This is a genomic window from Stappia sp. ABD4_338 (assembly GCF_056312175.1).
Genome location: NZ_CM149982.1, coordinates 2,798,210 through 2,824,710 on the forward strand (window position 1 = coordinate 2,798,210; position 26,501 = coordinate 2,824,710).

Here is a 26,501-nt window from a genome sequence, read left to right on the forward strand (position 1 = left end):
CTGGCCACCTTGCGCCTGTCACGCTTGCACGGTCCCGCGTTTCGTTGCGGCACATGCCTTCAGCGCAACGAAGAGTGGAACCTTTCCTTGTGAGATAACATAGGCATGTTCAGAAACACCAGCCGACCGACCGACGAGGCGCACACCGCCCCGCTGGCGTCCCCGCACCTTCCCTGACGACTTGCTGCTTGCGGTTTGAAGCTGGCCCGGGAGGAACTGCCGGATCCTGCGCGGCAGCACATGCTGTTCTGCACATGCCATTGCAAGTCTCCGCACGCATGCATGCGTCCGAGTACAGATACAAAACAGGATTTGATGGGAACAAAATGGTGCTGCCGGAGAGATTTGAACTCTCGGCCTCTCCCTTACCAAGGGAGTGCTCTACCCCTGAGCTACGGCAGCGATGTGCGCGGGTGTAAGGCGTAAAACCCAAGCCGTCAAGCCGGTTCGGGGTTCTCCTTGTGGGAAATTTTCATCCCCTCGCCGGTCGCCATCCAACCGGACTTTTCATGAGCGCGCGGGGATCGGGCCGGCCATCTCGTACGACATCCAAACAGCATTGTTCACGCAATGTCCCTACAATCTTTATCCGTCGTCAGAGCCTTTGGCACACCTCGCGGTATAGATCAGCGGAGTGCAGGCCCCGTCCGCGGGAGGTGTTCAAGCGGCGATCTTGCGGCTCTCGAATTGCGGAAGTCGGAATGCCCGTGGGGCTGAGCAGCGTCGTTTTCGTCCACGATTCTGCTATGGCCACCTTGTTCAAACGTGCAAACTTTGCAGCCAACACGATCAGTGTTCCACAGAGATTTTGAAAGGTAATGGCCTACACCGGGCCTTTCGACACGAACGGGAAATGATTTTCAAACCTCGGGAGGCGGTGGCATCATTTTCCGGGTACTCGAAAAGCCGCCTCCGACAGACCCACTGGCGGCATTGCACGCAGCCCCCCCCCGCAACAAACAACCAATTTAACTCAAGACGCTGGCGGACACTCGCCAACGCCATCTTGTGCGTTGGCGAGTGTCCGTCATGTAGCCCCTCCCCGCGATTTGTCTTTTTGCTGCCTGCCCACGAAAAGCCCACCCCCATCAAAAAAGCTTCACAAGCAATCAACGCAAAGCACCATCGCCTGCGAAAACTTGCACGTACGGATTGCACTCGGCAACAAAGACGGAAATGCTCCTTACGAAGTGACGGAGCTGTCGGAATCGACGGGCGGGTAAGGTTGCTGCGAGTTTGGAATTCTCCAGGATGGCTGCCGACGCAGTACGATGTGGCAATGACCATAGCCTGTAACCGGGCTGAGAAATGGCGTAGGCACTTATGGAAGGACCGGACGAGTTCCCCCAATAAACTCACGGAGATCGGCGGTATTTATGCTTCATAAAATCAAATACTTTTTTGAAAAGTTAGCAAAAAATGCCCCCATCAGGGACGGCGACTACCCAGGCTTCGATCTCTATTTCACCCCCCTCAGGATCTTTACACCAATCACGGCATACGTCGCAGCTGTACATATAGCATACCTATTAATGAAAAATTTTCTCACAGAAAATGATATGAAAGAAATATCACGCCACATAATACAATTCGCACCAATATTAGAAGTACGATACGGTCAAATAATGACCATCGGCACTACCCATGCAATATATTATACAACAGCAATAACATTATCTTCAATTCTTGTATTATTTCAATCAATAACCTTTTCTCAAAAATACAGGAGTGAGATGGCTAGTACCCCTTCCGCATACAGGCCTGTTAACATATTTTCGCTATACTATATCCTATATGTCATCTTCATTACTTTTATATTTGGATCTGTTCTCTTTACGTCTGATGAGAGAATTGTAAAAAATACCTCTCATCTAGCAAGAGGTTTTAATAGCCCTCTTATTCTTCCAATATTTTGCGCGCTATATGGCTTCCTATGCTCAATAAATATTATGCAAATATATGCTTTTTTCTCTAAGTTAATTCGCCAAAAGGGAAAACTAGCAACCGAGGTCCGCCAATGAGCAATGCACCTTCATGGGAGGGCTCCGAAGAGGTCCGGCGATGCCTTGCCCCTCTCCAACGTTCGAGAGACGTTGAGTTGACATGCCTCTGGCGCCGGACGCGGGGCCCCTCATGATCCCGGGCGACTGAAAAACCTCAACGGGTTGTGCAACAGATTGATCCTGTGGTTCATTGCAAGTCGGCGGACAGAAACATGAATTTAGCGTGAGTTTCATGAAATCGACACATGCGAGGCATGCGGTTCTTCTGTTCGGTTGTGTGCTGTTGAGCGGGTGCCTGAGCGACCCGTCCGAGTTGACCTCCTCCGCACCCGACAAACCGTGGGGACCAGCCGGCGACAGTGGAAGCTTCGCCGTTCAAGGCCCCGTCGACGACACGCTCGCGAGAACATCGGCCACTCCCCGGATCCGGATCCAGGGTGGCAAGGTCTACACGCTTTCCGAGTTGATCGATCTAGGTCAGCGATCTCACCCCTCGACGCGGGTGGCCTGGGAGCAGGCTCGCCAGGCCGCTGCCGCCGTTGGTATCGCGGAAGGCACATTCCTTCCCATGATTTCGGCCAATGTGATCGCCGGATACCAGGACGTCACGACCCCGCTCCCCACGCCCTTCGGGGGCACCGACTATGTATCGACCAAGGCGAGTGGCGTCGTTCCAAGCATCGCCCTGCAATGGCTGCTCTTCGATTTCGGCGAGCGGCAGGCACTTCTGGACGCCGCCAAACAAACCGCCTTCGCCGCGAATGTTTCTTTCAACGGAACGCATCAGGCTCTCATTCACAACATCACAAGAGCCTACTACCTTTATGGCGTTGCCAGACAAAAAAGCGGAATTGCCGAATACTCACTTCGCAACAGCCGCAAGATACTGGCGGCCGCGCAGGGACGGTATTCCAGCGGCATCGGGACCAGCATAGAGGTTGCCCAGGCAAAACAACTGGTTGCGCAATCCCGTTTCAGGCTCGTACAGGCGCAAGACGGTCTCGACGATGCGTATCAGGGTCTGACCGGTGCCGTTGGCCTGGCACCGAATGTGCGAATTAAGGTGGCCTCGTCCACGAACCGCCGATTGCCGGGCACGCGCGTGGAACCCACGGACAAGGTCATCCGGCAGGCCCTGTCGCGACGTCCCGACGTTCTGGCGAGCTATGCTGCCCTGAAGGCGAGCCAGGCGAATGAACGCGCGGCCGCCGCAGCCTTTTTGCCGAAGGTCTATCTGGGCGCCGTCGCGGCCGCCAATCAGGGGAGCGTGCAGGCAGGCGGCTTGCCGGGCGTCGGCCTGCAGAATACGGCAAGCGGCGTGATGCTTGGCGTTACCGTTCCCATATTCGATGGTCAGATCCGCAAGAACCGCCAACGTCAGGCTGCATCCGCGACGCGGGCCGCCGCCGCACTTCATCGGCAAACCAGGGAGGCCTCCATCCGGGAGATCCTTCTCGCGTCCAACTCGCTCAGATCCGCGCTTGCCTCCTATGAAGCGGCATCGGAACTGCGCAGGGCCTCGACCGTCACCTACAATGCGGCTTTCGAAGCGTACCAGAACGGTCTTGGAACGCTCACGGATGTCACCGCCGCCGACAGTTCCCTCCTCGATGCCCGGGAGGCACAGGCAGATGCACATGCGGCCTCCCTTCTTGCCGCATCGTCCCTCGCGTTCATGCTGGGCAACATGACGTCCAGCTCCGCCCCGGAAGAGGCCCTGCGCTAGGAGGTAGCCCGGGCCGGATGCCAGGGCTCCCTTGAAGACTATGTTCGTTGGGCGAGCAGAACGGGCCTGGGAGCACCAATGGACTGTTCTTGAAGCTCGCGGCGGATCTCATCCAGCCTTGCCGCGACGTCTTCGGAAACCCTCTCCTGGAAGCGTATGTGACGATAGATCGCTTCAAGGTCCCGGCGAAGCGTCGCGAGCCGGGCAAGTTGCCCGTCGCTCGCCCGTTGCCGGCGCGGCTCGAAATACGCCATACTCAGGAGATTGGGGGCCTCCTCGAGGCTTGAGAGGATCTTCGAGGAGGCCGCGATGTCGGCCATACGGGCATCCGGGGACTGTCTGGCAAGATCGACAAGTGCGTTCGCGCTCGTCAGGAGCCGCAAGCGCAACCTGTTGACGATGCTCACCGGCCAGAACTGGGTGAAGATCACGAAGATCACGAAAATTCCCAGGAAAATACCGACAATCCGGTTTCCCGCCTGCGAAAATTCGAAACTGGGGCCGAACCCGTTCAATGTCGTGAGCAGGAAAGCCAGCGCGATCTGGACACCGGCGTAGGAAATGCGCTCGCTGCCGGACGAAACCCATCCCGCAATGAGAACGGCGCAGAAGACGAGGACCATCAGCCCTCCCACATCCGTGAGGTTCGGCATCACGAACAGAAGCGCGGCGGCACCCATGGCGGCTCCGACAAGACACCCGGCAATCCGGAGGGTCAGCTTGCGGACGGTCTCTCCGGTCGTGCCAAGCGCAGCGACGTAGCAGGTAATCATCGCGGTATGGATGCCGTTCCAGTCTATGCCGGTATAGATGAGATAGCAGACAACGGCAGCGATCGAGGTCTTGAGCGCATAGAGCTGATGCCGCGGCGCTGAAAAGGCGTCAGCGGCAAGCAGCGGCTCGGGCTCCGGCTTGGGACTGGCGCCGGCATCGGGGTGGGCGAGGCTGTTCAGCGCCGACCGCAGGGCACCTTCGACGGGAGTTGACGGCTGCTGTTCGGCGTCCTGCGCGGGAGCGAAAATAGGAAACGTCCGTTTCGAGACCAGATCCGCGACATCCCGCAACCGGGCAGCCAGCATCCCGCGCCTGTCCGCAAGGATAGCCTCGCCGGGGGCCTGAGCCGCAAGCGCGATCCTGTAGCTGGTCTCGACCGCACCGTTCAGCCAGCGCGCTTCGTCGCGCGGAACCAGGTGAAGAAGCTTCACGAGCAGCATCTGCTTCAGCGACTCGTCGTTGCCCTCGGCCAGAAGCTCGGTGAGCTTTGCGCTCTCGCCATCGTTTTCCAGTGCGTCGGCAGACGACCGCAAGCGATCGACGATCCGCTCGCGCACGAGAACCTGCGACGGCGTTCCAAAAACGAGATTGAACAGGATCATGAGCGCCATCGGCATGCAGGCCATCTTCCACGCCGCGAGAAGGCCCTGATCCCCGATCTGCCCGACCGGAACGTCGGTCACAAGCGTCATGATGAAAGCGACAATCAATCCCACGATCGCCGCCTGTTCCCCCAGAGGGGTCGTCGAACTGAGAAACAGAAAGACGTAGGACGTGAAGAACATGATCGCCAACCGGAGGGCAGGACTGTCGATGCTCAGGTTGATGACCGGAATCATGGCCAGAACCACCAGGGAAGCCAGGGCGATCAGACCGGCGCCGAGCAGGCAGTTCATGACTGCATCGCGTTTCATCAGGAAAATGACCAGGTAGCAGCTTATCGCCGGCTCCGGGATCCGGTAGGCCATGGCGACGCCGGTCACCAGGGCACACAGAAGGGCAACCCGCCAAGCCTGACCGAACCTCCCCTCGAAAGGTTGAAGATCGCGCCAGGCCTGCGCGACCATGCTGGAGACCGGCCCTTCAGCAGGCATTGTCGCGATGAATGGTCGTCACGGCGGACGCGCCGACGCGCATCAGGTCGGCAGGCGGATCGAAAAGGCGAATCCGCACGGGGAAACGCTGCTGGACCCGAACCCATTCGAGCGACTTCGGCACGATCGGCAAGGAGACGGGAAGGTTGATCAGGTCCTTGGAGCCAATGCCCCAGCCAACACTCTCGACCACTCCCCTGATCACCCGATCGCGGTCGGCGAGCACATGAACGGAGGCACAATCGCCGGCGGCGATCCCGGGAATGACGGTCTCGGTATAATTGGCGTTGACGTACCAGACGTCGCTCTGGATGAGGGTGAAGAGGGACTGCGCTGGCAAGGTGTAGTCGCCGGCGGAGGTCGTCACGCCCACGACGTGGCCGTCATGCGGGGCATAGAGCCTGGTTCCGGCAAGCTCGTGCTCCGCGATCGCAACCGCGGCACGCCTTGCACGCACCAGTGCCTCCGCCGCGAGGTCGTCCCCCACCAGTGCCTGTGCGGCATCCTGCTGTCGAAGGGCTTCCCTGAGGCTGACCTCGGCGTCCCGCTTGAGCGTGCGGGCATCGTCCAGTTGCTGGGCGGAGACATATCCCTTTTCGGCCATGGGCTGCAGCCGCTCGAGCGACTGCGTTGCCAGATCCAGGTTTGAGCGGGCCCGTTCAACCTGCTCCGCGGCAATATCCGCATTGGCGAGTTCGGCCTGAATATTGCGGGACCTGTCGCTGACCGCAGCCTCCGCGATCTCGAGGTCCGCGCGGGTCTGCTCGACCGCCAACCGATAGGCCGTGTCCTCGAGTTCCAGAAGAAGGGTGCCTTTTCGAACGAAGGAATTTTCCTGGACGTGAACAGCCTTCACCCGTCCGCCGACGCTGGTCGCCATCCGGGTGACATCGGCAAACACGGAAGCATCGTCCGACAGAGGATTGGCCTGCGAGATCAGATGGCTGCGATAGGCCAGACCGGCCGCCGCCGCGATGATCAGGAGACTGATCGTTGCACCGGCAACGGCGGCGAGCCGTCCTGACTTTATAGCTAGGGGCATGGTTCAGCGGCCAAAGAACACTGTCAGGGACAGATAGGTGAACGCGAGGCTCATGCTCATGTAGACGGGAACCCTCCAGCGCAAGATGTCGTCGATCCCCGTCGCAACGAGCAGGGCCCGCGCCACGAGCGTCAGAACAATGGCCGCGAACAGGCAAAGCAGCCACGCCGGAAAGTAGCTCCCGAAGAGCGGAATCGAGGGAGCCAGACTGGTAAGGGCAGGCGATGTCGTCACATCAGATCACTGTTCTTCAGGCAGATAGCCGAGTGCGAGGCCGCACGCAGAGCGCGAACCTTAGTACGATTGGTCCAGGGGTGCAATTTGTGCCCCCCCTGAACCTGCAGGCGTTTCCCTTCATCCGATGCCATGCAACACGCGCCGCTTCGAGGCTCCCGTCCCGCGTGCGGGAGCGGCCGTTCGCGGCACGGACGCCAGCCCGTCAAGACAGGCCATGGCCAAGGGCGGGCTTGTTGGCATTTCCTCGGCCAACTGCTATCGCCTCCCCGTTATTGCCCGCGAGGCGGAAAGGCGTCCGTGCAAGCGCGCGCGTACTGCCTGCAGCCACCCGTCATGGAGGTCCAGATGAGCGACACGCCGAAGTCTCCGTCGGAAAAGCCCGTCGCCGGCGACGGGCCCGAAAGCAAGACGCGGCGGGCGGCCGATGCCCCCGGCACCCGCGAGGACCGTCTCGCCTCCGCCCTGCGCGCAAACCTGCGCCGGCGCAAGGGCGCACCGAAACAGGCCGGGAGCACAAAGCGGTCGCTGCTCGACGAGGAGTGAGCCTTTCGCACCCTCGCATGAGTGCGTGCCGGGAGCGGTCCGGCTTCGTTTGTCGGGGGAAATCAGGCAGGGCCTTGGGCAGCCAGGGCCTCAGGCGGCCTGCCCGCCACCGTCCGCACCCTGCCAGATCTTCTGACGATTGCGGATCTCGCGCGGTGCGGGGCCGAAGTAGCTCGGCGTCTTCACGAAATCGCGCGGGTGCATGATGACCGAGCTGACCCGCTGATAGAGTGCCTTGGCCGAGATCGGCTTGGACAGCAGTTCATGCACGCCGAGACGGCGGGCCTCGATGATACGGCTGCGCTCGGTGTGACCGGTCACCATGATGATCGGGATATAGGCGAAGGGATTGTGCGGGTTGCGGATCATGCGCACCATGTCGGCGCCGTCGAGGATCGGCATCACCCAGTCGAGAATCAGGATATCGGGGTTGGCACGCTCCATCGCCTCGAGGCCCGAGGCCCCGTCCTCGGCCTCGACGATGCGCCGTGCGCCGAACCCCTGCAGCATGGTGCGCAGGATCGTGCGCATGTAAGCGCTGTCCTCGACGAGAAGAAACGTCAGCGATGCCAGATCGAGAGACACGAAAAACCTCCAGAGCGTCTCCCTTATGGCACGAAAAATCTGAAGCAACGGTTAGTTGTCGCGACTTTCTTTGCCCTGCGTGCCGCCATCGTGCCTCTCCGGCAGGTCGTCATCGTAGAGAATGCGATATTTCGCGCCCTCCAGGTCGTCGTACTGGCCCGTCTTGAGCGACCAGAGGAAACCGGCAAGGCCGAACAGGCCGAGCAGAAGGGCAACGGGAATGAGATAGATCAGAACATCCATCAGACGGACCTGTCACTGGCCCCGAGCCGCAGGCGCAGGGCATTGAGCGTCACCACCACGGATGACAGCGACATGGCGAGCGCGGCCAGCAGCGGTGTCACGAAACCGGCCACGGCGAAAGGCACGGCCACGAGGTTGTAGAGGGTGGAAAACCAGAGGTTCTGCATCATGGCGCCGCGGGCCCGCCGCGCGAGCCGAAGCGCCTCGGCCACCGGCGCCAGCCGGTCGCCCAGAAACACCGCGTCCGCCGCCGCCTGCGCCACATGCACCGCCGTGACCGGCGACAGGGACACGTTGGCAGCGGCAAGTGCCGGAGCGTCATTGAGCCCGTCACCGACCATCAGGACCTTGTGCCCCTGCGCTTTCAGCGCCTCGAGCCGGGCGATCTTGTCGGCGGGCTTCAGAGATGCGGACCAGGCATCGATGCCAAGCGCCCTGGCAGCCTCCGCCACCGGCGCCTCGCGGTCTCCCGACAGGATCTGGAGACCGTAGCCGACAGCCCGCAGGCGCTCGACGGTGGCGCTTGCATCCGGACGCAGGCGCTGCGCCACCAGGAAGGGAACGGGTGCCCCCTCCCCGTCCCGGAAGACGATGAGCGTCGCACCGGGGCAGCGGGCCAGCATTTCTTCGGCATCGTCCTCGGAAAGGCCGCAGAAGGCCGCGCTGCCGAGGCGTAACTCGCGCCCCTCCAGGACGGCCTTCACTCCCGCGCCCGGTTCCTCGCTCACATCGTCGAGCGGTTGCCGCGCATCGGTGGCGCGGGCAAGGGCGGCGGCAAGCGGATGCCGGCTCGACAGGGCCAGTCGGCCGGCAAGCGCGCGAACGCCCGCATCGACCTCGGCCTCCTCCGTCTCGACGAGTTCGGGAACCGCGAGCGTCAGGGTTCCGGTCTTGTCGAAGACGATGGTGTCGACCTCGGCCAGACGCTCGAGCGCGTCGCCGGAATGCAGCAACACGCCGGAGCGGAAAAGGAGCCCGGAAATCACCACCTGCACGGCCGGAATGGCAAGGCCCAGCGCACAGGGACACGTGATGATGAGCACGGAAATGGCGACGACCAGCGCCTGCTGCCAGCCAGCCCCGGCGGCCAGCCAACCAAGGAAGGTGAACAGGGCCGCAAGATGCACGAAGGGCGAATAGAGGGATGCGGCCCGGTCGGCGAGACGCACGTAGCGCGACTTGGCCTGGCTTGCCGTCTCGAGCAGCCGTGTAACCTCGTCGAGCAGCGTGGCACCCGAGGCGAGCGTCACGCGCACGACCAGATTGGCGGACGCGTTGAGCGTGCCGGCGTAGACACGGGCTCCGGGCGCGACACCCGCCAGCGCCGTTTCGCCGGTCACCAGGCTCTGGTCGATCTCGGAGGTTCCGCTTTCCACCACGCCGTCGAGGGCGATGCGCTCGCCGGCGCGCACGAAGATCTCCTGCCCCGGCTCGACCTTGGACAGCGGCACTTCGCGCAAGGATCCGTCGGGGCGCATGACGACCGCCGTCTCGGCCTTCAGCGCGGCGATGTTCTCGGCGAAGTCGCGTGTGCGCCGGCGCATCATGTGGTCGAGGTAACGGCCGATCAGCAGGAAGAAGAGCAACATCACGGCGGATTCGAAATAGGCGTGATGCGCGGATTGCAGCGTCTGCATGACCGACAGGAACAGCGCCAGCGTCACGCCGATGAAGATCGGCACGTCCATGTTGAGCCGGCGCGCGGCAAGGGCCGAAAACGCCGAGCGCACGAAGGGGCGGCCCGCGTAGGCGGCCGCAGGCAGGGCGATGAGCGCGGACAGCCAGTGGAAGAAGTCGCGTGTCTCGGCCGAAATGCCCGACGCATTGCCGGACCACACGGACACCGACAGAAGCATGACGTTCATCATGGCGAAGCCGGCGACCGCGAGACAGCGCAGCAGTTCCTTGCCGGACGCATCGGCTTGCGCGCGCACCGTCGCCGGGTCGAAGGGATGGGCGCGATAGCCGAGCCTGGACAGCGTCTCGACGATGGTTTCGGCGGACGTTTCACCGGCTTTCCAGTCCACCGCGAGGCGATGGCTGGTCAGGTTGAGACGCGCGCGCTCCACGCCCTCGCGCGCGGACAGGCCGCGCTCGATCTCCACCATGCAGGCGGCACAGGTCACCCCCTCCACCGCCAGATCCATGTGGGCGACGCCCTCGGGCGACAGCGTCACGAAGGCATCCCAGTCGCGCTCGTGCGCGCTCATGGGCTCTCTCCTTGCCAGGGTCGGTCCGGCGCGGTTAGCGCAGGAAGATGCGGTTCTCGGAGCGGAACTCCTGGCGCGCATCGCCCTCGCCGCGTGCCGCCACAAGCTCCAGCAGCCAGTTGCCGCTTTCCAGACCCGAGACATCGACCGTGTAGCGTCCGACCTCTCCCTCCTGCAGCACCAGCGTGCGCGGCGCCTCGGGCGAGGCCGCGCGCTGAAGCTTCGCGGTCACGAGAAGCCCGGCGATCGGGGCATTGTCCGCGTCGCGCGCGTTAACAGCGATCATCGCATCGGGCGTGCCCTCGACCCGGCTGACCTCACCTGCGACTTCCCAGCCCAGCGCCGCCTGATCGCGCGCGGCGGCAAGCGTGCTGTTGTACGCGAGGCCGTCCTCATAGGCGCTGTCGGAAGTCACGCCAGGGAAGGAATCCAGCGCAAGCTGAATGAAGATGGCGTTGGCGACAAAGACCACCGTGAAGAAGCCGAGGAGCCAGAAGAGAACGGTACGGCCCGTGATCGGCTTTCCCTTGGGGGTCTGGGACATGGGATCGGTCGCTGCTGTCATTGGGGGGAACTCCGGAAAGGATGTCGCATCCTCCGGCGGCGAACACAAGCCCGTGCCCGCCGCCGGAAGTCGCTCATGCAGGCACCGTCAGGGCGCCTTGAAGAAGTCGCCCGCCGTCGCGACCTTGCCCATCACCGTTTCCGTGATGCGGAAGGTGATCGGGGTCGTGGTCGGCAGGGTGGCATCCGCCGGCGAGAAGACGAGCACCCGGATCTCGCGGGTCGTGTCGGGACCCACCGGGATGACCGGCTTGCCGAGCACGTTCTCCGAGATGCCCACCGCCTCGATACGGGTGCCTGCGGGCATGCCCTCGACCGAAAGGATGAAGTTGCGCTCGAGCGTGCGCTTGTTCAGCAGGCGGATGGTGTAACCGTTGCGCACCGCGCCGTCCTGCAGCTCGACATAGATCGGGTTGCGGTCATGCAGCACGTTCAGGTCCTCGTACTGCCGCGTGGCAAGCGCATAGGCCATGATGCCCGAGACGAGCAAAATGATCGCCACGTAGATCAGCGTGCGTGGACGCAGGATGCGGACCTGGGTCTCGCGTCCCTCGGTGCGACGCTTGATGTTTTCGTCGGTGTCATAGGCGATCAGGCCGCGCGGCTTGCCCACCTTGTCCATCACCGCGTCGCAGGCGTCAATGCACAGGCCGCACTGGATGCAGCCGAGCTGCGTTCCGTCGCGGATGTCGACACCGGTCGGGCAGGCATGGAAACACTGGTGGCAGTCGACGCAATCACCCGCCGGCAGCCCTTCGGCCTCGCGCTTCTTGTTCTGCTTCAACGACCCGCGCGGCTCGCCACGATCGTAGCGGTACGTGACGTTGAGGGCGTCCTCGTCCGTCAGCGCCGCCTGAATGCGCGGCCAGGGGCAGAGGAAAATGCACACCTGCTCGCGCATGTGGCCGGCGAGCGAATAGGTGGTGAAAGTCAGGATGCCGATCCACAGATAGGCGGTAAACGGCGCCTGGCCGGTGGCCAGGTCCCACACCAGCGTCGGGGCATCGGAGAAATAGAGCACCCAGGCACCGCCGGTCCACCAGGCGATCATCAGCCAGAGGAAGTGCTTGGCACCCTTGCGCGCCACCTTCTCGGCCGTCCACGGCTCGTGGTCCAGACGCATCCGCTCGCGCCGGTCTCCCTCGACCTTGCGTTCAACGAAGAGGAAAAGGTCGGTCCAGACGGTCTGCGGACAGAGATAGCCGCACCACACCCGCCCCGCGACCGCGTTCATGAGGAAGAGCCCCATGGCAGCGAGGATCAGAAGACCGGTGAGGTAATAGACCTCCTGGGGCCAGATCTCGATGAAGAAGAAATAGGCGCGCCGTCCCGCCAGATCGACCAGAACCGCCTGATCGGGGGCATCGGGGCCGCGATCCCAGCGGATGAAGGGCAGGAAGTAGTAGATGCCCAGCGTGATGAAGAGCACAGCCCACTTGATCTTCCGAAAGGTGCCGTGCACCGCCATCGGATAGATCTTCTTCGCCGAGGCGAACCATTCCTCCGGTTGACCACCGGCGCCGGCAGGATCCGTTTCTGCACGCATCGTTCCGTCCATTCCTTGTCTCGTCGGCCGTTGCCGGGGCCCCTCGTGGTCGGCTCCCGCCCCATGGGAGACCGACCGCCGGTTCCCCGCGGCCCTTGCCGGCCCCTGGGGGCCGTCGCGCGGACGGGATCCGGCTCGCAACGCCCGCAACCTAGCGGCTGGACCGGCGCACGGGATTGCGACACGTCAACTCCGCGACAATCGGTCACCTTCGTGAAATCACGGGGACCGTGACGGCGGCTCCGCCTCGCGTCCGGAAGCCTTTCCCCTGCCGGACCACGTGCCGGGAGGAGAAAGTTCCCATCCTGCAGGCATCCTACCACAAGCGGTCGGCGAACCGCCTTGATCCGCATCAAGCCGGTGCAGGCGACGACCGGCAGCAGGGGATCCCGCTTTCAGCCATGGCGGGCCCCACGGCAAACGTCAGAAGAAGGAAAAGGACAGGGAACACGTCGCGTCGCGTGAAAAAACTCCGGGGCGAAAATCATGATCCGGCGCGCAAGGAAACCGGAGCTTGCCGCCGGCAAACGGCCCGCCTCCCGCGCACCGTGTTTGCCGAAGAAGTCCACACGCCCGGGAGACGGCCCGCGATGCCCGAACGGGCCCATCGCCGCCATCTCTACCCGCCGCGGAGCCAGACACTTCCGCGAGATGCAAAATCCGTCGGGCTGCCTGCGACATTCTGGCCTCTCCTGCACAACGCGCCGCCTTCGTCCCCGCTACACTGCCTCTCGAGGGTGACACGACCGCGACAAGGTCGGCCCCCGACCAGAGACGGACAGCCCCCATGCGGGGCCCTCACGAGGAGGATTTCACTCATGCTGACCGGACGCTTGCGCCCGGGGGCCACCGCGCTTACCGCGGCCCTTGGCCTCACCGCCCTTTCGGGCCTTTCCCACACGGCCTCGGCCCATCCGCTCGACGCGCTTACGACGGACGAGATCACCGAGGCCGTTGCCCTGCTCCGCGAGGCGGGGCGCGTCGATGACGCGACGCTGTTTCCCTACATTTCGCTGAAGGAGCCGGAGAAGTCGGAGGTTCTCGCCTGGGAGCCCGGAACCCCGGGCCCGCGCGTCGTCGAGGTGCACTACCGCTCCGGCGACGGGGCCTTCGTCGCCGAGGTGGATCTCGCCGCCGACAGTGTCGCATCCGTCGAGCCCGCAGATGGCGAGACCATGATCCTTCTGGCTGAATTCCTGACGGCCATGGAGCTTGCGACCGGCGACCCGGCCTTTGTCGAAGGACTGGCGAAACGCGATCTCAAGCCCGAGGATGTCTTCTGCCTGCCGCTGACGGCAGGCCAGTTCGGCCTGCCCGAGGAAGAGGGCCGGCGCCTGATGAAGGTGCCCTGCTACGTGCTTCCGACAGGATCGAACTTCTACGCCAAGCCGATCGAGGGGCTCTACGCCGTCGTCGACCTCAATGCCCGCAACGTGGTCGAGGTGCTCGACAGCGGAGTCGTGCCGATCTCGGAAGATGCCTGGGGCTACACGGAAGAGGAGGTCGCCGCGCGTACCGGCTCCCTGCGCCCGGAAATGTCGCCGGCGAAACTGTCCCAGCCCGGCGGCAGCAACATCACCATCGAGGACGGTCTGATTTCCTGGGACATCTGGCGCTTCCGCGCCCGTGTCGACAAGCGTCCGGGAGTGGTGCTGTCCAACATCGACGTGAAGGACGGTGAACGCTGGCGGTCGGTGCTCTACCAGGCGCATCTGTCCGAGGTCTTCGTGCCCTACATGGACCCCGACGCGGGCTGGTACTGGCGCACCTACATGGACAGCGGCGAATACGGCTTCGGCATTTTCCTCACGCCGCTGCGGCGCAACGTGGACTGCCCGGACTACGCCACCTTCCTGCCGGCGGTGGTTCACCAGGACAACGGCGAACCGCTGACGATCCCCGACGCGATCTGCCTGTTCGAACGCAACATCGGCGATCCGGCCTGGCGTCACTACGAGATCTTCGCCCAGAGCGAGGACCAGCAGGTGCCGGCGGAAGGTCGTCCGGCGACGCAACTCGTCGTGCGCTCGGCCTCCGAGGTGGGCAACTACGACTATCTCGTCGACTACGTCTTCCATCAGGACGGCCGCATCGACGTGATGGTGGGCTCGACCGGCCTGGACGCGGTGAAGGGGGCCGCGGCGAAGTCCATGAACGACGCGGGGGCGGCGGAGGAAACCCGTCACGGCACGCTGATCGCGCCAAACCTCATCGCGCCCAACCATGACCACTTCTTCAACTTCCGCCTCGACTTCGACATCGACGGACAGAAGAACACCTTCATGCGCACCGGACTGGTGCCGGGAACGCCGGAGGACGACGCCCCGCGCCGCTCGTTCTGGGTGACCGAGACGAAGCCCGCGACGAGCGAGCTCGAGGGCCGCTACAAGGTCAACCCGATGGCCCCGGCCATGTACCATGTGATGAACATGAGTGCGGAAGGTCCGCTCGGACATCGGCCAGGCTACATGATCGTGCCCAACAACTCGGTCGCCTACTCGCCCTTCGACTATGTCAACGACATGCCGATGAAGCGGAACGCCTATGTCGAGTACACGCTCTGGAACACGCCCTACAAGGCGGACGAGCGGTATGCGGGCGGCCAGTTCGCCTTCGAAAGCGACGGATCCGACACGCTGGCGACCTGGGCGGCGCAGGACCGCCCCATCGCCGACACCGACGTGGTGACCTGGTACACGATGGGCTTCCACCACGTGCCCCACACCGAGGACTGGCCGGTCATGTCGACCATGTGGAAGGGCTTCATGCTGCGCCCCTTCAACTTCTTCCCGCACAACCCGGCCCTGACCCTGCGCCTGGACAACTGAAGCATCCGGCTCCGGGGGGCATTCCCCCCGGAGCCTTGACGTGGAAGGTCGCGCGCCTCAGGCTCCTTGTTCTCGTGAGGGAGAGAACGGGCATGCAGGGGGACGCAAGGCCGGTCGCACGCATCCCCGCGCCGACCATCGGCGGCGCGGCCCTTCCCCTCATTGCCGGCGCCATGGCGGCAAGCGGGCTCGATGCCCCCGCGGCCTTTGCCGCCGTCGGCCTGCCCGCCCACCTCGCCTTCGCGCGCGATGCGGCTCTGAACAGCATTCCGCTTTCCGTCTTTACCGCCCTGCTGCAGCGGGCAGGCACCCAGTTGCCCGCTCACCCGGCGCTGTGGCGCTGCGGACGCGAGATCGTTGAACCGGCGCTCAGGGGGCTCTTTCCAGCCGGCGCCACATGCCGCTCGCTCGGCGAGCTGATCACCGGCGTCCTTTCGGACCTACAGCGGCTGCAGGCAGGCACCAGCATGCGTCTCGACGTCGAGGACGGCCTGTGCCTGGTGTCCTATCGCATCATCGATCCTTCGATCTGGCCGCGCTCGCGCGATGCCGAGTTCACGCTGGGTTTCCTGCACGGGATCGTCACGCGCTGCAGCGGCTCGCTTCCTCCCAGCACGGTGACGCTCGCCTTCGAACACGAGCGCGACAGCAGCGCGGACCTTGCCGGGGAAAGCCGCAGCGAGCCACTGCATGGCCAACCGACCAACCTTCTCGCGTTTCCGGCGGCCCTGCTCGAGGAACCGGTTCCAGCCGACCTTCGCGCCCCCGCCCTCCTGCACGGCGGGCAGACAATGAAAAAACCCGAAGGGAACGGCGGGACCTCGGTGGCGGGAGGCATTGTCGAGGCGGTCTACGCCCGTCTCGGTCAGGGGCCGCTCGACCAGTCGACCATCGCCGCCGACTGCGGCCTGTCGCGGCGCAGCCTGCGGCGCCGGCTTTCGCTGGCCGGGCTGTCGTTTCGCGGGGTGATCGAGGATGCCAGGCTGTCCTACGCGCTGTGGGCCCTGCGCGAGACGCATCTTCCTGTCGCGGAAATCGCCTGGCGGCTCGGCTACGACGACCAGGGCGCCTTCGCACGGGCCTTCCGCCGCCAGGCCGGCATCTCGCCGTCAGGCGCACGCCGGGAGCTTCCGAAGGCGTGAAACGGGCCGCCGAAACTCTCTCGCCCCGCTGACGCGCACTCGCCTGACGCCTACTCTTCTGGCGCCTACCCTTCTGGCGCCCACTCTTCCAACGCCAGTGACCAAAACAAAAAGGGCGCCCCGAGGGGCGCCCTTTCCATCAGCCTGGCCCTTTCGGGCATTGCGTCCTTACTCGCCACCGCCCAGCGAATGGACGTAGACCGCGAGCGACTTGACGGTCGCCGGATCGAGACGGTCGGTCCATGCCGGCATCACCGAGTTGCGCGGGTTGTTGACCTGGGCCTCGATGCCCGCAAGCGAGCGGTCGTAGAGCCAGTTCCGGGCGGTGAGGTTCGGCGCGCCGACCTCCTGCATGCCCTTCAAGTCCTCGCCGTGACAGGCGGCGCAGTTGTCGACGTAGACCTGCTCGCCGGCCGCCAGATCGACCCCCGACTCGGTGTCCAGACCAACCTTGCTCGCCACGTAGTTGGCAACCTGGGTGATCTGCTCCTTGTCGAGCATGCCGTCGCGGCCGAAGGCCGGCATTTCGCCGAAGCGGGTCTCGTCATGCGTCGAGCGGATGCCGTACTGCAGCGTCTGGTGGATGGCGTCGAGCGAACCGCCCCAGATCCAGTTGTCGTCCTGGAGGTTGGGGTAGCCGTTCGAGCCGGTCGCACCCGTGCCGTGGCAGGCGGCGCAGTTGTCGCCGAATGCCGCCCGGCCGTTGGCCATGGCGAATTCCAGCAGCGACTGGGTGCCCTCGATGTCGCTCAGCGAGGCATCGATCAGCTTCTCGCCGATCTGGGCGCGCTCGCTCATGCCGGCATCATAGGCGGCAAGGGCGTTTTCGCGCTGGCTGTCGCCGAGGACGCCGGCAGAGTAGCTCGAGATCAGCGGCCAGGATGGGTAGACCACCCAGTAGCCGATCGCCCAGACGATGGAGGCGTAGAAGATGTACAGCCACCACTTCGGCAGGGGATTGTTGAGCTCCTTGAGACCGTCCCACTCGTGGCCGGTGGTCTCGACGCCGGTGACCCGGTCGATTTCCTTTTTATGCGTGTCAGCCATCGTTCAATCCTCCCGCAAGGGGATATTGGCCGCGTCTTCGAAGCGGCGGCGGTTCTTGGGCCGCAGCGCGTAGAAAAGGACGCCGAGGAAAAGAACCACGAAGTAGATCAGACCCCAGGTCTGGGCGAAGCTCGCGACGGTCGTGTAACCTTCCGACATGTGTCTCTCCCGTTACCTGAGGTTGGCCTTGTTGTCGTAGACCGAGAAGTCGACAAGCGTGCCGAGCATCTGCAGATAGGCGACAAGCGCGTCCATCTCCGTGACCTTCGACGGATCGCCGTCGAAGTCACGCACGACCGCATTGGGGTACCGTTCCAGGAAGGCATCGACATTGTCGCTGTCCGGCGACGCCTGTGCGACCAGGTCCCGGGCGGCGCCCTCGATCTGCTCTTCCGTGTAGGGCACGCCGACGACGGTGTTGGTCCTCAGGTGATCGGCGATGTCACGCGTCTCGACCTTCGCCTCCGCAAGGAACGGATAGCCGGGCATGATCGACTCCGGCACGACCGAGCGGGGATCGGTCAGATGCTCGCGATGCCATTCGTCGGAATACTTTCCGCCGACACGCGCCAGATCCGGACCGGTCCGCTTGGAGCCCCACTGGAAGGGGTGGTCGTACATCGACTCCGCCGCCAGCGAGAAGTGGCCGTAGCGTTCCAGTTCGTCACGCATCGGGCGGATCATCTGCGAGTGGCAGAGATAGCAGCCCTCGCGGATGTAGACGTTGCGGCCCGCCAGTTCGAGAGGGGTGTAGGGACGCATGCCCTCCACCTTCTCGATGGTGCTCTTCAGGTAGAAGAGCGGGGCGATTTCCACGAGGCCGCCGATGGCGACGACCACGAGGATGCCGATTGTCAGCACCAGGGAGTGCTTTTCGAAGATTTCGTGTTTGTTCCAGATCGACATAGTCGCCTCTCCCCCCTTATTCGGCAGGGGCCATGGCGCCGGCGCCAACGGTCTCGGCCTCATCGGCCTCGCCGTAGCGAACGGTCATCCAAAGATTGTAGGCCATGATCAGGGCGCCGATGACGAACAGGGCGCCGCCAAGAGCACGGATCACGTAGAAGGGGTGCATCGCCTCGACGGTCTCGATGAACGAGTACTCGAGGAAGCCGAGCTGATCGTAGGCGCGCCACATCAGGCCCTGCATGATGCCGGACACCCACATCGCGCAGATGTAGAGCACGATGCCGATGGTGGAGATCCAGAAGTGCCAGTTCACCAGCTTGAGCGAATAGACCTGCTTCTTGTTCCACAGCCAGGGGATCAGGCAGTAGAGGGCACCGAAGGAGATGTAGCCGACCCAGCCGAGCGCACCGGAGTGCACGTGACCGATGGTCCAGTCGGTGTAATGCGACAGCGAGTTCACCGCACGCAGCGACATCAGCGGGCCTTCGAAGGTCGACATGCCGTAGAAGGCGACCGACACCACCATCATGCGCAGGACCGGATCGGTGCGCAGCTTGTCCCAGGCCCCCGACAGGGTCATCAGGCCGTTGATCATGCCGCCCCAGGAGGGCATCCACAGCATGATGGAGAAGGTGGCGCCGAGGGTCGAGGCCCACTGCGGCAGGGCGGTGTAGTGCAGGTGGTGCGGACCGGCCCAGATGTACAGGAAGATCAGCGCCCAGAAGTGCACGATCGACAGGCGGTAGGAATAGACCGGCCGCTCGGCGCGCTTGGGCACGAAGTAGTACATGATCGCCAGGAAGCCCGCGGTCAGGAAGAAGCCCACCGCGTTATGGCCGTACCACCACTGCACCATGGCGTCCTGCACGCCAGACCAGACGATGTAGGACTTGGTGCCGAACACGCTCACCGGAACCGTCAGGTTGTTGACGATGTGCAGCATCGCGATCGTCACGATGAAGGCGAGGTAGAACCAGTTCGCCACGTAGATGTGGGCTTCCTTGCGCTTCCACAGCGTGCCGAGGAAGACCAGCAGGTAGGCCACCCAGACGATGGTCAGCCACAGGTCGGCGTACCACTCCGGCTCGGCGTATTCCTTCGACTGGGTCGCGCCGAGCAGGTAGCCCGTGCCGGCGATGACGATGAAGGCGTTGTAGCCGAGAATCACGAACCAAGGCGCGATCTTGCCGGGCATCCGGGCGCGGCACGTGCGCTGCACCACGTAGAAGGACGTGGCAAGCAGCACGTTGCCGCCGAAGGCGAAGATCACGGCGGAGGTATGCAGCGGGCGCAGCCTGCCCCAGTTTGTCCAGGGAAGGTCGAAGTTCAGCACCGGGTAGGCGAGCTGAAGGGCGATGATGAGACCGACCGTGAAGCCGGCGATGCCCCAGAAGACGGCCGCCCAGGCACCGAACTTGATCGGTCCCAGATTGTAGTTCGGCTTGCCGTCGATCTCCTGCGGCACGACCACGCCACCATCGTCAAAATAGTTCTTGAAGATGATGAACGCACCGATGGCCGCAAACAGAGAGCCAATAGCGGTGTGAAACGCCATCACCTGATCGTAGGTCTTTCCCGCGATGATCAGGCAGACGAAGGCTAGAAGAACGAGGAATGCGGCAAAGAGCCCCTCCTCGATCGACAGGTATTTGGCTTTTGCGTGAGCCATGTCAGCGCCCCAAATTCTCTCAGACCGATCCGCGCGGCATCAGGATGCCCACCGCACGAAACCGATCGCTTGCATTTGCCGAAGCTTGCGCCCACATCCCGAGGAAGGCGGGCGGGCCGGCGATCCAAACCCCAATGGGTTCCTGGTCGGGTATGACGCATGCAGCGAAACCCACCTTGATCCAGGTCAAGCGACGTTACGATATGCCCATGACAACGTCGCTGCGACGCAGGTTCCCTGCGACGAAAGGTCCATGAATAACGCAGGGAAGTCAAAGCCCCCCGTATTATTCCCTAGCAGGCAGCGATGTCCGGGCAGAGGTGTCCGCGCTCAGGAGCGCGAAGCGGGGTCGCGCGACGGCGGGCCGAGAACGCGACGGGTGACCAGCGGCAGAATCAGGACCATGCCCATGTAGCGGGCGAGCTGATGCGCGGCGACGAAGGCCGGATCCAGGTCGAGCAGGTAGGCAAGCAGCGTCATCGCCTCCAGGCCGCCGGGGGCATAGGCCAGCAGAAGCTGTCCGAAGGGCAGTCCGAGCGTCGCCCAGATCACCACGCAGACCACCACCGAGATGCTCATGCCCACGGCGAAGGCCCCCAGGCACACGCCGAGCATCCGCACCAGTTCCATAGGCGTAACGCCGGAGAAGCGGCAACCGATGACGCTGCCGAGCCCGATCAGCGCGGGAATGCTCAGCCAGTCCGGCAGGCTGACGGCCACGAGGCCGCTGGCGTTGAGCACGGCGCTCAGGACGAACGGGCCGGTCAGCCAGCCGGCCGGAACGCCCAGACGCTGGGTCACGGCCCCCGCCGCCAGCCCCGCCGCCAGAAGCAGGGCGAGAGCGAGCGGCGCCATGGGCACGCTTGTCCGCACGACCTCGTGCAGCCCGCCCTCGCTGCCGGTGACCACCATGGGCAGCACCGCCACGAGCAGGAACACGCGCAGGCTCTGCGATGCCGCGACGCGCAGCACGTTGGCGCGCGGATAGTCGAGCGTCAGCGCCATGACATAGGAAAGCGCGCCGGGAATCGCGGCGAAATAGGCGGTTTCCCGGTCCCAGCCGGCGATACGCCGCTGGTAGACATAGGTCGCCAGCAGGATTGCCACCACGGCCACGATGATGAAGGCCATGGTCACCGGCCACTCCCCGACCCGCTCCACCGTTTCGGGTGTCACGCCACTGCCCATGGTCAGGCCCAGAACGACGAAGAGCAGGTCGCGCAGGCGGGAGGGAACATTCGCGGACATCCCGGAAAGGACGGCCGCGGCGACGACGATCATCGGCCCCGCGAGCCAGGCGGCGGGAAAGCCCAGCGCGTGAAAGGCATAGCCTCCGGCAGCGCCGATCGCGAGAGTTCTCAGGGTCACGAGAAGAACGGCGGAAGCCTGGGGGAACAGGGTCATGAGGAGGATCGTCGGGGGCGAGTCGGTTGCGTGGCGGGCAAGGCGATCCTACGCGCCTTGACGCCCGGGCGCATCTTTCTCATCGTCCCGAACGGCAGAAATATGCGCCGCCAGCGCGCCGCGAAGGGGCGTGCTCAAAAGCCCGCGAAGCTTGAGCCAGATCAACGTCGCGGGCCTGCAAATGGGGTTAAGTCGCCCCATGAGCACGATCGATGACCGCTACGCCACCCGCGCCGTACCGCGCTACACGAGCTATCCCACCGCGCCGCATTTCCATGCGGGCGTGAACGCGGAGACGCTCGGCGGCTGGCTTTCCGACCTGCCCCGGGACATGGAGCTTTCGCTCTACCTGCACGTCCCCTACTGCCGGTCAATCTGCAACTACTGCGGCTGCCACACCAAGGGCGCGCGGCGTGACGATCCGGTGATCGCCTACGCCCTGAAACTGGCGCGCGAGGTGGCCCTGGTTGCCGACAGGCTCGGCGACAGGCGCTCCGTCAGCCACATCCACTGGGGCGGCGGCACACCGAGCCTGCTGCCGCGCGAGAGCTTCCTCGATATCATGCGGGTCCTGCGCGAGCGCTTCGATTTCACCGAAGACCACGAGCACGCCATCGAGCTGGACCCGCGCACGGTCACGCCGGAGCTGGCCGGGACCCTGCGCGAGGCGGGCGTCACCCGCGCGAGCCTGGGCGTTCAGGACTTCGATCATACCGTGCAGAAGGCCATCGGCCGGATCCAGCCCTTCGAGCAGGTGGCTTCCGCCGTCGGCGCGTTGCGGGCGGTCGGGATCGACGCCATCAATTTCGACCTGATGTACGGGCTGCCGCACCAGACACTCGACACGATCGCCGAGACGATCCGGCTGACCCGCAAGTTGCGCCCGGGCCGCATCGCCCTGTTCGGCTATGCTCATGTGCCCTGGTTCAAGAAGCACCAGCGCCTCATCGACGAGAAAAGCCTGCCGGACGCCGACGCCCGCATCGCGGCCGCCGACTTCGCACGCGCGCGCCTCGCGGAGGCCGGATACACGGCCATCGGGCTCGACCATTTCGCGCTTCCCGACGACAGCATGGCCATCGCCTATGCCGACGGCACCTTGCGGCGCAATTTCCAAGGCTACACCACCGACACGGCGGATGCGCTGATCGGCCTGGGCTGTTCCTCCATCGGCCGCCTCCCGCAGGGCTTCGTTCAGAACATGCCGGACATCGGCGGCTGGGGCCGTGCGGTGGATGCGGGCGAACTGCCGGTCGCCCGCGGCATCGCGCTCGACGCCGACGACCGCTGCCGTGCCGAGATCATCGAGCGGCTCATGACGGACCATCGCGCCGACGTCGCCGAGATCGCGGCCCGTCACGGCTTCCCGCTCTCCCAGTTCGCAACGGCCTTCGCGCAGCTCGAGGAGATGGTTGCCGACGGGCTGGTGCGCCGCACGAGCGGCCTCGTGGAGGTGAGCGAGGCGGGCCAGCGTTACGCGCGTGTCGCCGCAGCCGCCTTCGATGCCTATCTGGAACGCGGCACCGCCCGCCACTCGGTGGCGGTGTGACCTGACGGTCCGACAACGAAAAACCCCCGGACGTCGAACCGTCCGGGGGCGGGAAACAGGCCTTCTTGGCGAGCGGGATGACCGGTCAGTGCATCCCGGAAAGCTGGCAGATGCCGCAGACGCGAGTGATGTGAATGCTGTCCTGGCGCTCGACCCGCACGAGCCCGCGCCGCTTGAGTTCGGAGATCACACGGCTCACGGTCTCGATGGTGAGGCCGAGGTAGTCGGCGATTTCCTGGCGGGTCATGGCCAGCACGATGTCATGGGTGTCGACATCCGCGTCGGCCGGGCCGATGCATCCCTCGCCGCCCCGGTTGGGCACCATGCGGATGAAGAAGGTGGAGACACGCTCCAGCGCCGACTTGCGCCCCAGCAGAACCGCATGGTCGTGCATGCGTTCCATCTGCGCCATCAGGCAACGGGACACATGGCGCTGCAGGGAAGCGGTCTCCTCGACCTCCCGCCGCTCGTGAGACAGGACCGCCGAGGGCGTCAGGGTTTCGGCCGAGCAGTCGTAGGTCTCGCCGGCGGACACGCCGAACACCATGCCGGGGGTGAGAACCTCCACCACCTGGCGACGGCCATCGGGCAGAAGCTTGTAGAGCATCACGGTGCCGGCGCTGAGTTCGTAGACCCGATCCGCCGTGTCGCCCTCGTAGAAGATGATGCTGTGCTGGCCCAGCCGCTGGGTACGGCTCTGGCGTGCCGTGTCCGCAGCCAGAGCGGCAAGGCCGCGATCGGCGCCGCTTGCGGCGCTGTCGGAATGCGCGACCGAATGCTCGAAATAGGCCATGATGTCCCCTCCTTGGCTGCAGGTGGTCGGCTGGAGGATTTTTCCGGCGCGTACGGACCGTCCATCCTTCGCGCCTCAGCCCGCACCCCGTCCGGTGCGAAACTGTCCATCGACCTGTCCCGACCCTATGCCTCCCGGGGAGGAAGAGAAATTCGGTCGTTTTCGTACGACCATCTACCTACCGCGGTGCAAAATCCGGTCGGCGAAGGGCCCCCTCGCCCGGCTCACAGGTGAGAGACGAGAGATTCCTCGGTAAGGGGTTTGCGCAGCAGGATCGCGGGCAGATGACCGTCCACGACCTCGGCGATGGCGCGGCTCGGCTGCCCCGTGATGGCGATGACCTTCGGTGGGGTCTTGAGGCCAGACAGCCAGCGCACGACCTGCATTCCGGAGAGGCCGGGCAGGCCGAGGTCGACGATCACCGTGTCATCGGGATCGGGCGGATGGCACTCGAAAAAGGATTCGGCGTCGGGATAGACACGCGACTCGTGGCCGATCTGCGCCAGCAACAAAGCCAGCGAGTCGCCTACGCCCGGATCATCCTCGACGATGTGAACGAACACCTGTTTTCCCCATTCGGAAGGCCCTTGCGGTATCCGGCATGCGGGAAACACGTCGCCGGACCGCAAGTCGTTGCGGCAGGCCATCCAGTGGACAGCACGCGGCGAATATAGGCCTTTTGGGGAAGACGCGAACTTGGGAGGAACACGCAGTCGCGGCCACGCCGGTACGCATCTCCGCTCCCGGGAAACAGGCGCGCGATGCTCCGGCGCCTCGCTCGTGGCTGCGCCTTATTGAGCCGTGCCCTCGCGCGAAAGCACGATACGCACCAGGTCGGCGGCATTGCGCGCGCCAAGCTTTTCCATGATGCGGGCACGATGGACCTCGATCGTGCGCGGGCTGATGCCGAGCGTGCGCCCCGCCTCCTTGTTGGAGGCTCCGCCCGTGATCTCGGCCAGAACCTCGCGTTCGCGCGGCGTCAGGCTGTCCGATCCGGGGAAGTCGGCGGCGAGCCCCTTGCCGTTGCCGGACTTCTCGGCCGCGGCGATGGCATCGCGCACGCGCCCCACGACCGTGTCCGCATCGAAGGGCTTCTCGATGAAGTCATGCGCGCCGTGCTTGATCGCCTCCACGGCCATGGGGATGTCGCCTTGGCCGGAGATGACGAAGACGGGAACGTCGAAGCCCGCGGCATGAAGGCGGCGCAGGATCTCGATGCCGGACTGTCCGGGCATGTGCACATCCATGATGACGCAGTGGGGCCGCTCCCCGTCGACCACGCCGAGGAAGGATTCGCCATCGTCGAACTCCCGAACGGCAAAGCCCTCGAGTTCGAACACCACCGTCAGCGCGTCACGGATCGCCGGATCATCGTCGACAATATGGATGACATGCGGCATGGCGTTCATGACGAGGTTCCCTCTTCGTCCTGGCTCGACTGTTCCGTCGTGTCGATGGGCAGGCGCAGCACGAAGGCCGCCCCCAGCTCCGATCCCTTCGGTTCGACCGACAGATCCCCGCCGTGATTTTGCGCGATTGAGCGGGAGATCGCCAGCCCCAGGCCGAGCCCACCCTTCCTCTGGCCCGAAAAGGCCTTGAAAAGTGTCGGAACGACCTCCGCCGGCACGCCCCCGCCGGAATCCGTGATGCGAATGACGATGTCGTGGTCCTGCGCGGCGGCCGAAACCCCGATCCGGCGAATCGATGCCTCACGCACCGCCTGCACGGCATTGCGCAGCAGATTGATGAGCACCTGCTGGATCTGGACCGGATCGATGCTGATCTCGGGAAGCTCTTCCGGAACGTCGATCTCGACACTCAGGCCGTCGACGGCGGTGCCGAGCTGTACCAGTTCCAGCGATTCCTCGATCAGGCGCGGCACGAAGACCTGGCGCCGCTCCGGCTCGCGCTTTTCCACGAAACGGCGCATGCGCTGGATGATCTGGCTCGCGCGTTCCGCCTCGCGAACCCCCTTGTCGACGATCTCGACGAGCTTTCCGTCGTTGCTCTCGGCCGCGACCTTGCGCTTTGCGGCCTGCAGATAGAGCATGATGGCCGTCAGCGGCTGGTTGAGTTCATGGGCAATCGCCGCGCCCATCTCGTCGAGCGCGGAAATGCGTGTCGCGCTGACAAGCTGGGACTGGAGTTCGGCCACCCGCCGTTCCACCTGCTTGCGGGAGCGGATATCGCGCATGATGCCGATGAACTGCCGTCCGTCCGGCGTCTTTGCCTCGCCGACCGACAGCTCGATGGGAAACTCGGTCCCGTCACGGTGGCGCGCACGCACCTCGCGCCCGATGCCGATGATCTTCTTCTCGCCAGTGGACAGATAGTTGGAGACATAGCCGTCGTGGGCACGGGCGTAGTCCGCCGGCATCAGCACCTTCACGTTCTTGCCGCGCACCTCGTCGGCGGTGTAGCCGAAAAGCGTCTCGCACGCCTTGTTGTAAAGGATGATGCGACCGCGATCGTCCATCACGACGATGCCGTCCACCGCCGTGTCGAGCACACTCAGAAGCTGGGCTTCCGACACGGTCGGCGGCGCGCCCCCTGCGCGCTCGGCGTTTTCGCTCATGCCTGACCCAGCCTTTCG

Annotated in this window: 22 protein-coding genes and 1 tRNA gene; 5 read left to right on the forward strand and 18 right to left on the reverse strand. The window is 64.3% G+C overall.

The window, feature by feature from the left end; all coding sequences use genetic code 11:
- Positions 1-327 precede the first annotated feature (327 nt).
- A tRNA-Thr gene (locus ACYX4S_RS12625) sits at positions 328-402 on the reverse strand.
- Positions 403-2,193: 1,791 nt separating this feature from the next.
- Here ACYX4S_RS12625 and ACYX4S_RS12630 point away from each other — a divergent pair.
- Entirely contained in the window at positions 2,194-3,729 is a 1,536-nt protein-coding gene (locus tag ACYX4S_RS12630; RefSeq protein WP_476360429.1) for a TolC family protein, read from the forward strand.
- A 38-nt stretch (positions 3,730-3,767) separates the two neighbouring features.
- Here the strand turns inward: ACYX4S_RS12630 and ACYX4S_RS12635 are convergent, their stop codons facing one another.
- From ACYX4S_RS12635 to ACYX4S_RS12645, 3 genes are read right to left on the reverse strand one after another with little or no spacing between them, the layout of a single operon-like run.
- Positions 3,768-5,597 (reverse strand): FUSC family protein, encoded by a 1,830-nt coding sequence (locus tag ACYX4S_RS12635; protein WP_476360430.1) that lies wholly within the window; start codon positions 5,595-5,597, stop codon positions 3,768-3,770.
- Positions 5,587-6,639, reverse strand: coding sequence for a multidrug transporter subunit MdtN (mdtN, locus tag ACYX4S_RS12640; protein WP_476360431.1), 1,053 nt, complete (start codon positions 6,637-6,639; stop codon positions 5,587-5,589). Before mdtN ends, ACYX4S_RS12635 begins: the two co-directional genes overlap by 11 nt.
- A gap of 3 nt (positions 6,640-6,642) precedes the next feature.
- Positions 6,643-6,873 carry a YtcA family lipoprotein gene (locus ACYX4S_RS12645; protein WP_293717701.1) on the reverse strand — a complete coding sequence of 77 codons (231 nt, stop codon included), beginning with the start codon at positions 6,871-6,873 and terminating at the stop codon, positions 6,643-6,645.
- Positions 6,874-7,221: 348 nt separating this feature from the next.
- Between ACYX4S_RS12645 and ACYX4S_RS12650 the strand changes: the two genes are divergently transcribed.
- Positions 7,222-7,419: a hypothetical protein gene (locus tag ACYX4S_RS12650; RefSeq protein ID WP_476360432.1), complete on the forward strand. Its 198-nt coding sequence runs from the start codon at positions 7,222-7,224 to the stop codon at positions 7,417-7,419.
- Positions 7,420-7,509: 90 nt separating this feature from the next.
- Here ACYX4S_RS12650 and ACYX4S_RS12655 read toward each other — a convergent pair whose 3' ends face one another.
- The 5 genes from ACYX4S_RS12655 to ccoG all read right to left on the reverse strand — a co-directional run bounded on the left by ACYX4S_RS12655 (position 7,510) and on the right by ccoG (position 12,567).
- Positions 7,510-8,004 carry a response regulator gene (locus ACYX4S_RS12655; RefSeq protein WP_293717705.1) on the reverse strand — a complete coding sequence of 165 codons (495 nt, stop codon included), beginning with the start codon at positions 8,002-8,004 and terminating at the stop codon, positions 7,510-7,512.
- 51 nt (positions 8,005-8,055) lie between these two features.
- The gene (gene ccoS, locus ACYX4S_RS12660) at positions 8,056-8,247 is read right to left on the reverse strand and encodes a cbb3-type cytochrome oxidase assembly protein CcoS (protein ID WP_293717707.1); all 192 of its coding nucleotides are present in this window, start codon (positions 8,245-8,247) and stop codon (positions 8,056-8,058) included.
- The gene (locus ACYX4S_RS12665) at positions 8,247-10,457 is read right to left on the reverse strand and encodes a heavy metal translocating P-type ATPase (RefSeq protein ID WP_476360433.1); all 2,211 of its coding nucleotides are present in this window, start codon (positions 10,455-10,457) and stop codon (positions 8,247-8,249) included. Before ACYX4S_RS12665 ends, ccoS begins: the two co-directional genes overlap by 1 nt.
- A 34-nt stretch (positions 10,458-10,491) precedes the next feature.
- The gene (locus ACYX4S_RS12670) at positions 10,492-11,022 is read right to left on the reverse strand and encodes a FixH family protein (RefSeq protein WP_476360434.1); all 531 of its coding nucleotides are present in this window, start codon (positions 11,020-11,022) and stop codon (positions 10,492-10,494) included.
- An 87-nt stretch (positions 11,023-11,109) separates the two neighbouring features.
- Positions 11,110-12,567 carry a cytochrome c oxidase accessory protein CcoG gene (gene ccoG / locus ACYX4S_RS12675; RefSeq protein ID WP_476360435.1) on the reverse strand — a complete coding sequence of 486 codons (1,458 nt, stop codon included), beginning with the start codon at positions 12,565-12,567 and terminating at the stop codon, positions 11,110-11,112.
- Positions 12,568-13,385: 818 nt separating this feature from the next.
- On the opposite strand from ccoG, the gene ACYX4S_RS12680 reads away from it, so the two are divergent.
- The gene (locus ACYX4S_RS12680; RefSeq protein ID WP_476360436.1) at positions 13,386-15,395 is read left to right on the forward strand and encodes a copper amine oxidase; all 2,010 of its coding nucleotides are present in this window, start codon (positions 13,386-13,388) and stop codon (positions 15,393-15,395) included.
- A 92-nt stretch (positions 15,396-15,487) separates the two neighbouring features.
- The gene (locus ACYX4S_RS12685) at positions 15,488-16,537 is read left to right on the forward strand and encodes an AraC family transcriptional regulator (protein ID WP_476360437.1); all 1,050 of its coding nucleotides are present in this window, start codon (positions 15,488-15,490) and stop codon (positions 16,535-16,537) included.
- A gap of 168 nt (positions 16,538-16,705) precedes the next feature.
- Here ACYX4S_RS12685 and ccoP read toward each other — a convergent pair whose 3' ends face one another.
- The 5 genes from ccoP to ACYX4S_RS12710 all read right to left on the reverse strand — a co-directional run bounded on the left by ccoP (position 16,706) and on the right by ACYX4S_RS12710 (position 21,566).
- Positions 16,706-17,584, reverse strand: a complete 879-nt coding sequence (ccoP, locus tag ACYX4S_RS12690; protein ID WP_293717719.1) for a cytochrome-c oxidase, cbb3-type subunit III — start codon at positions 17,582-17,584, stop codon at positions 16,706-16,708.
- A gap of 3 nt (positions 17,585-17,587) precedes the next feature.
- Positions 17,588-17,743: a cbb3-type cytochrome c oxidase subunit 3 gene (locus ACYX4S_RS12695; protein ID WP_293717721.1), complete on the reverse strand. Its 156-nt coding sequence runs from the start codon at positions 17,741-17,743 to the stop codon at positions 17,588-17,590.
- Between the two features lie 12 nt (positions 17,744-17,755).
- Positions 17,756-18,490: a cytochrome-c oxidase, cbb3-type subunit II gene (ccoO, locus tag ACYX4S_RS12700; RefSeq protein ID WP_422068167.1), complete on the reverse strand. Its 735-nt coding sequence runs from the start codon at positions 18,488-18,490 to the stop codon at positions 17,756-17,758.
- Positions 18,491-18,506: 16 nt separating this feature from the next.
- Positions 18,507-20,162 (reverse strand): cytochrome-c oxidase, cbb3-type subunit I, encoded by a 1,656-nt coding sequence (ccoN, locus tag ACYX4S_RS12705; protein ID WP_476360438.1) that lies wholly within the window; start codon positions 20,160-20,162, stop codon positions 18,507-18,509.
- Between the two features lie 330 nt (positions 20,163-20,492).
- On the reverse strand, positions 20,493-21,566 hold the full coding sequence (locus tag ACYX4S_RS12710; protein WP_476360439.1) for an AbrB family transcriptional regulator: 1,074 nt from the start codon (positions 21,564-21,566) through the stop codon (positions 20,493-20,495).
- A gap of 199 nt (positions 21,567-21,765) precedes the next feature.
- Between ACYX4S_RS12710 and hemN the strand changes: the two genes are divergently transcribed.
- Complete coding sequence (hemN, locus tag ACYX4S_RS12715) at positions 21,766-23,115, forward strand: oxygen-independent coproporphyrinogen III oxidase (protein ID WP_476360440.1); 1,350 nt, start codon at positions 21,766-21,768, stop codon at positions 23,113-23,115.
- A gap of 85 nt (positions 23,116-23,200) precedes the next feature.
- Here the strand turns inward: hemN and ACYX4S_RS12720 are convergent, their stop codons facing one another.
- From ACYX4S_RS12720 to ACYX4S_RS12735, 4 genes are all read right to left on the reverse strand, one after another.
- Complete coding sequence (locus ACYX4S_RS12720) at positions 23,201-23,908, reverse strand: helix-turn-helix domain-containing protein (protein WP_476360441.1); 708 nt, start codon at positions 23,906-23,908, stop codon at positions 23,201-23,203.
- Between the two features lie 224 nt (positions 23,909-24,132).
- The gene (locus ACYX4S_RS12725; RefSeq protein WP_476360442.1) at positions 24,133-24,471 is read right to left on the reverse strand and encodes a response regulator; all 339 of its coding nucleotides are present in this window, start codon (positions 24,469-24,471) and stop codon (positions 24,133-24,135) included.
- A 228-nt stretch (positions 24,472-24,699) separates the two neighbouring features.
- The gene (locus ACYX4S_RS12730) at positions 24,700-25,308 is read right to left on the reverse strand and encodes a response regulator transcription factor (RefSeq protein WP_476362867.1); all 609 of its coding nucleotides are present in this window, start codon (positions 25,306-25,308) and stop codon (positions 24,700-24,702) included.
- A gap of 5 nt (positions 25,309-25,313) precedes the next feature.
- Positions 25,314-26,483: a two-component system sensor histidine kinase NtrB gene (locus tag ACYX4S_RS12735; protein WP_293717737.1), complete on the reverse strand. Its 1,170-nt coding sequence runs from the start codon at positions 26,481-26,483 to the stop codon at positions 25,314-25,316.
- Between the last annotated feature and the right edge of the window lie 18 nt (positions 26,484-26,501).

What these genes read in the sequence shown, in the direction of transcription:
- ACYX4S_RS12635 (WP_476360430.1), bottom strand. Translation starts at nt 5,597, where the DNA reads ATGCCTGCTGAAGGGCCGGTCTCCAGCATGGTCGCGCAGGCCTGGCGC.
- mdtN (WP_476360431.1), bottom strand. Translation starts at nt 6,639, where the DNA reads ATGCCCCTAGCTATAAAGTCAGGACGGCTCGCCGCCGTTGCCGGTGCA.
- ACYX4S_RS12650 (WP_476360432.1), top strand. Translation starts at nt 7,222, where the DNA reads ATGAGCGACACGCCGAAGTCTCCGTCGGAAAAGCCCGTCGCCGGCGAC.
- ccoS (WP_293717707.1), bottom strand. Translation starts at nt 8,247, where the DNA reads ATGGATGTTCTGATCTATCTCATTCCCGTTGCCCTTCTGCTCGGCCTG.
- ACYX4S_RS12665 (WP_476360433.1), bottom strand. Translation starts at nt 10,457, where the DNA reads ATGAGCGCGCACGAGCGCGACTGGGATGCCTTCGTGACGCTGTCGCCC.
- ACYX4S_RS12670 (WP_476360434.1), bottom strand. Translation starts at nt 11,022, where the DNA reads ATGACAGCAGCGACCGATCCCATGTCCCAGACCCCCAAGGGAAAGCCG.
- ccoG (WP_476360435.1), bottom strand. Translation starts at nt 12,567, where the DNA reads ATGCGTGCAGAAACGGATCCTGCCGGCGCCGGTGGTCAACCGGAGGAA.
- ACYX4S_RS12680 (WP_476360436.1), top strand. Translation starts at nt 13,386, where the DNA reads ATGCTGACCGGACGCTTGCGCCCGGGGGCCACCGCGCTTACCGCGGCC.
- ACYX4S_RS12685 (WP_476360437.1), top strand. Translation starts at nt 15,488, where the DNA reads ATGCAGGGGGACGCAAGGCCGGTCGCACGCATCCCCGCGCCGACCATC.
- ccoP (WP_293717719.1), bottom strand. Translation starts at nt 17,584, where the DNA reads ATGGCTGACACGCATAAAAAGGAAATCGACCGGGTCACCGGCGTCGAG.
- ACYX4S_RS12695 (WP_293717721.1), bottom strand. Translation starts at nt 17,743, where the DNA reads ATGTCGGAAGGTTACACGACCGTCGCGAGCTTCGCCCAGACCTGGGGT.
- ccoO (WP_422068167.1), bottom strand. Translation starts at nt 18,490, where the DNA reads ATGTCGATCTGGAACAAACACGAAATCTTCGAAAAGCACTCCCTGGTG.
- ccoN (WP_476360438.1), bottom strand. Translation starts at nt 20,162, where the DNA reads ATGGCTCACGCAAAAGCCAAATACCTGTCGATCGAGGAGGGGCTCTTT.
- ACYX4S_RS12710 (WP_476360439.1), bottom strand. Translation starts at nt 21,566, where the DNA reads ATGACCCTGTTCCCCCAGGCTTCCGCCGTTCTTCTCGTGACCCTGAGA.
- hemN (WP_476360440.1), top strand. Translation starts at nt 21,766, where the DNA reads ATGAGCACGATCGATGACCGCTACGCCACCCGCGCCGTACCGCGCTAC.
- ACYX4S_RS12720 (WP_476360441.1), bottom strand. Translation starts at nt 23,908, where the DNA reads ATGGCCTATTTCGAGCATTCGGTCGCGCATTCCGACAGCGCCGCAAGC.
- ACYX4S_RS12730 (WP_476362867.1), bottom strand. Translation starts at nt 25,308, where the DNA reads ATGCCGCATGTCATCCATATTGTCGACGATGATCCGGCGATCCGTGAC.
- ACYX4S_RS12735 (WP_293717737.1), bottom strand. Translation starts at nt 26,483, where the DNA reads ATGAGCGAAAACGCCGAGCGCGCAGGGGGCGCGCCGCCGACCGTGTCG.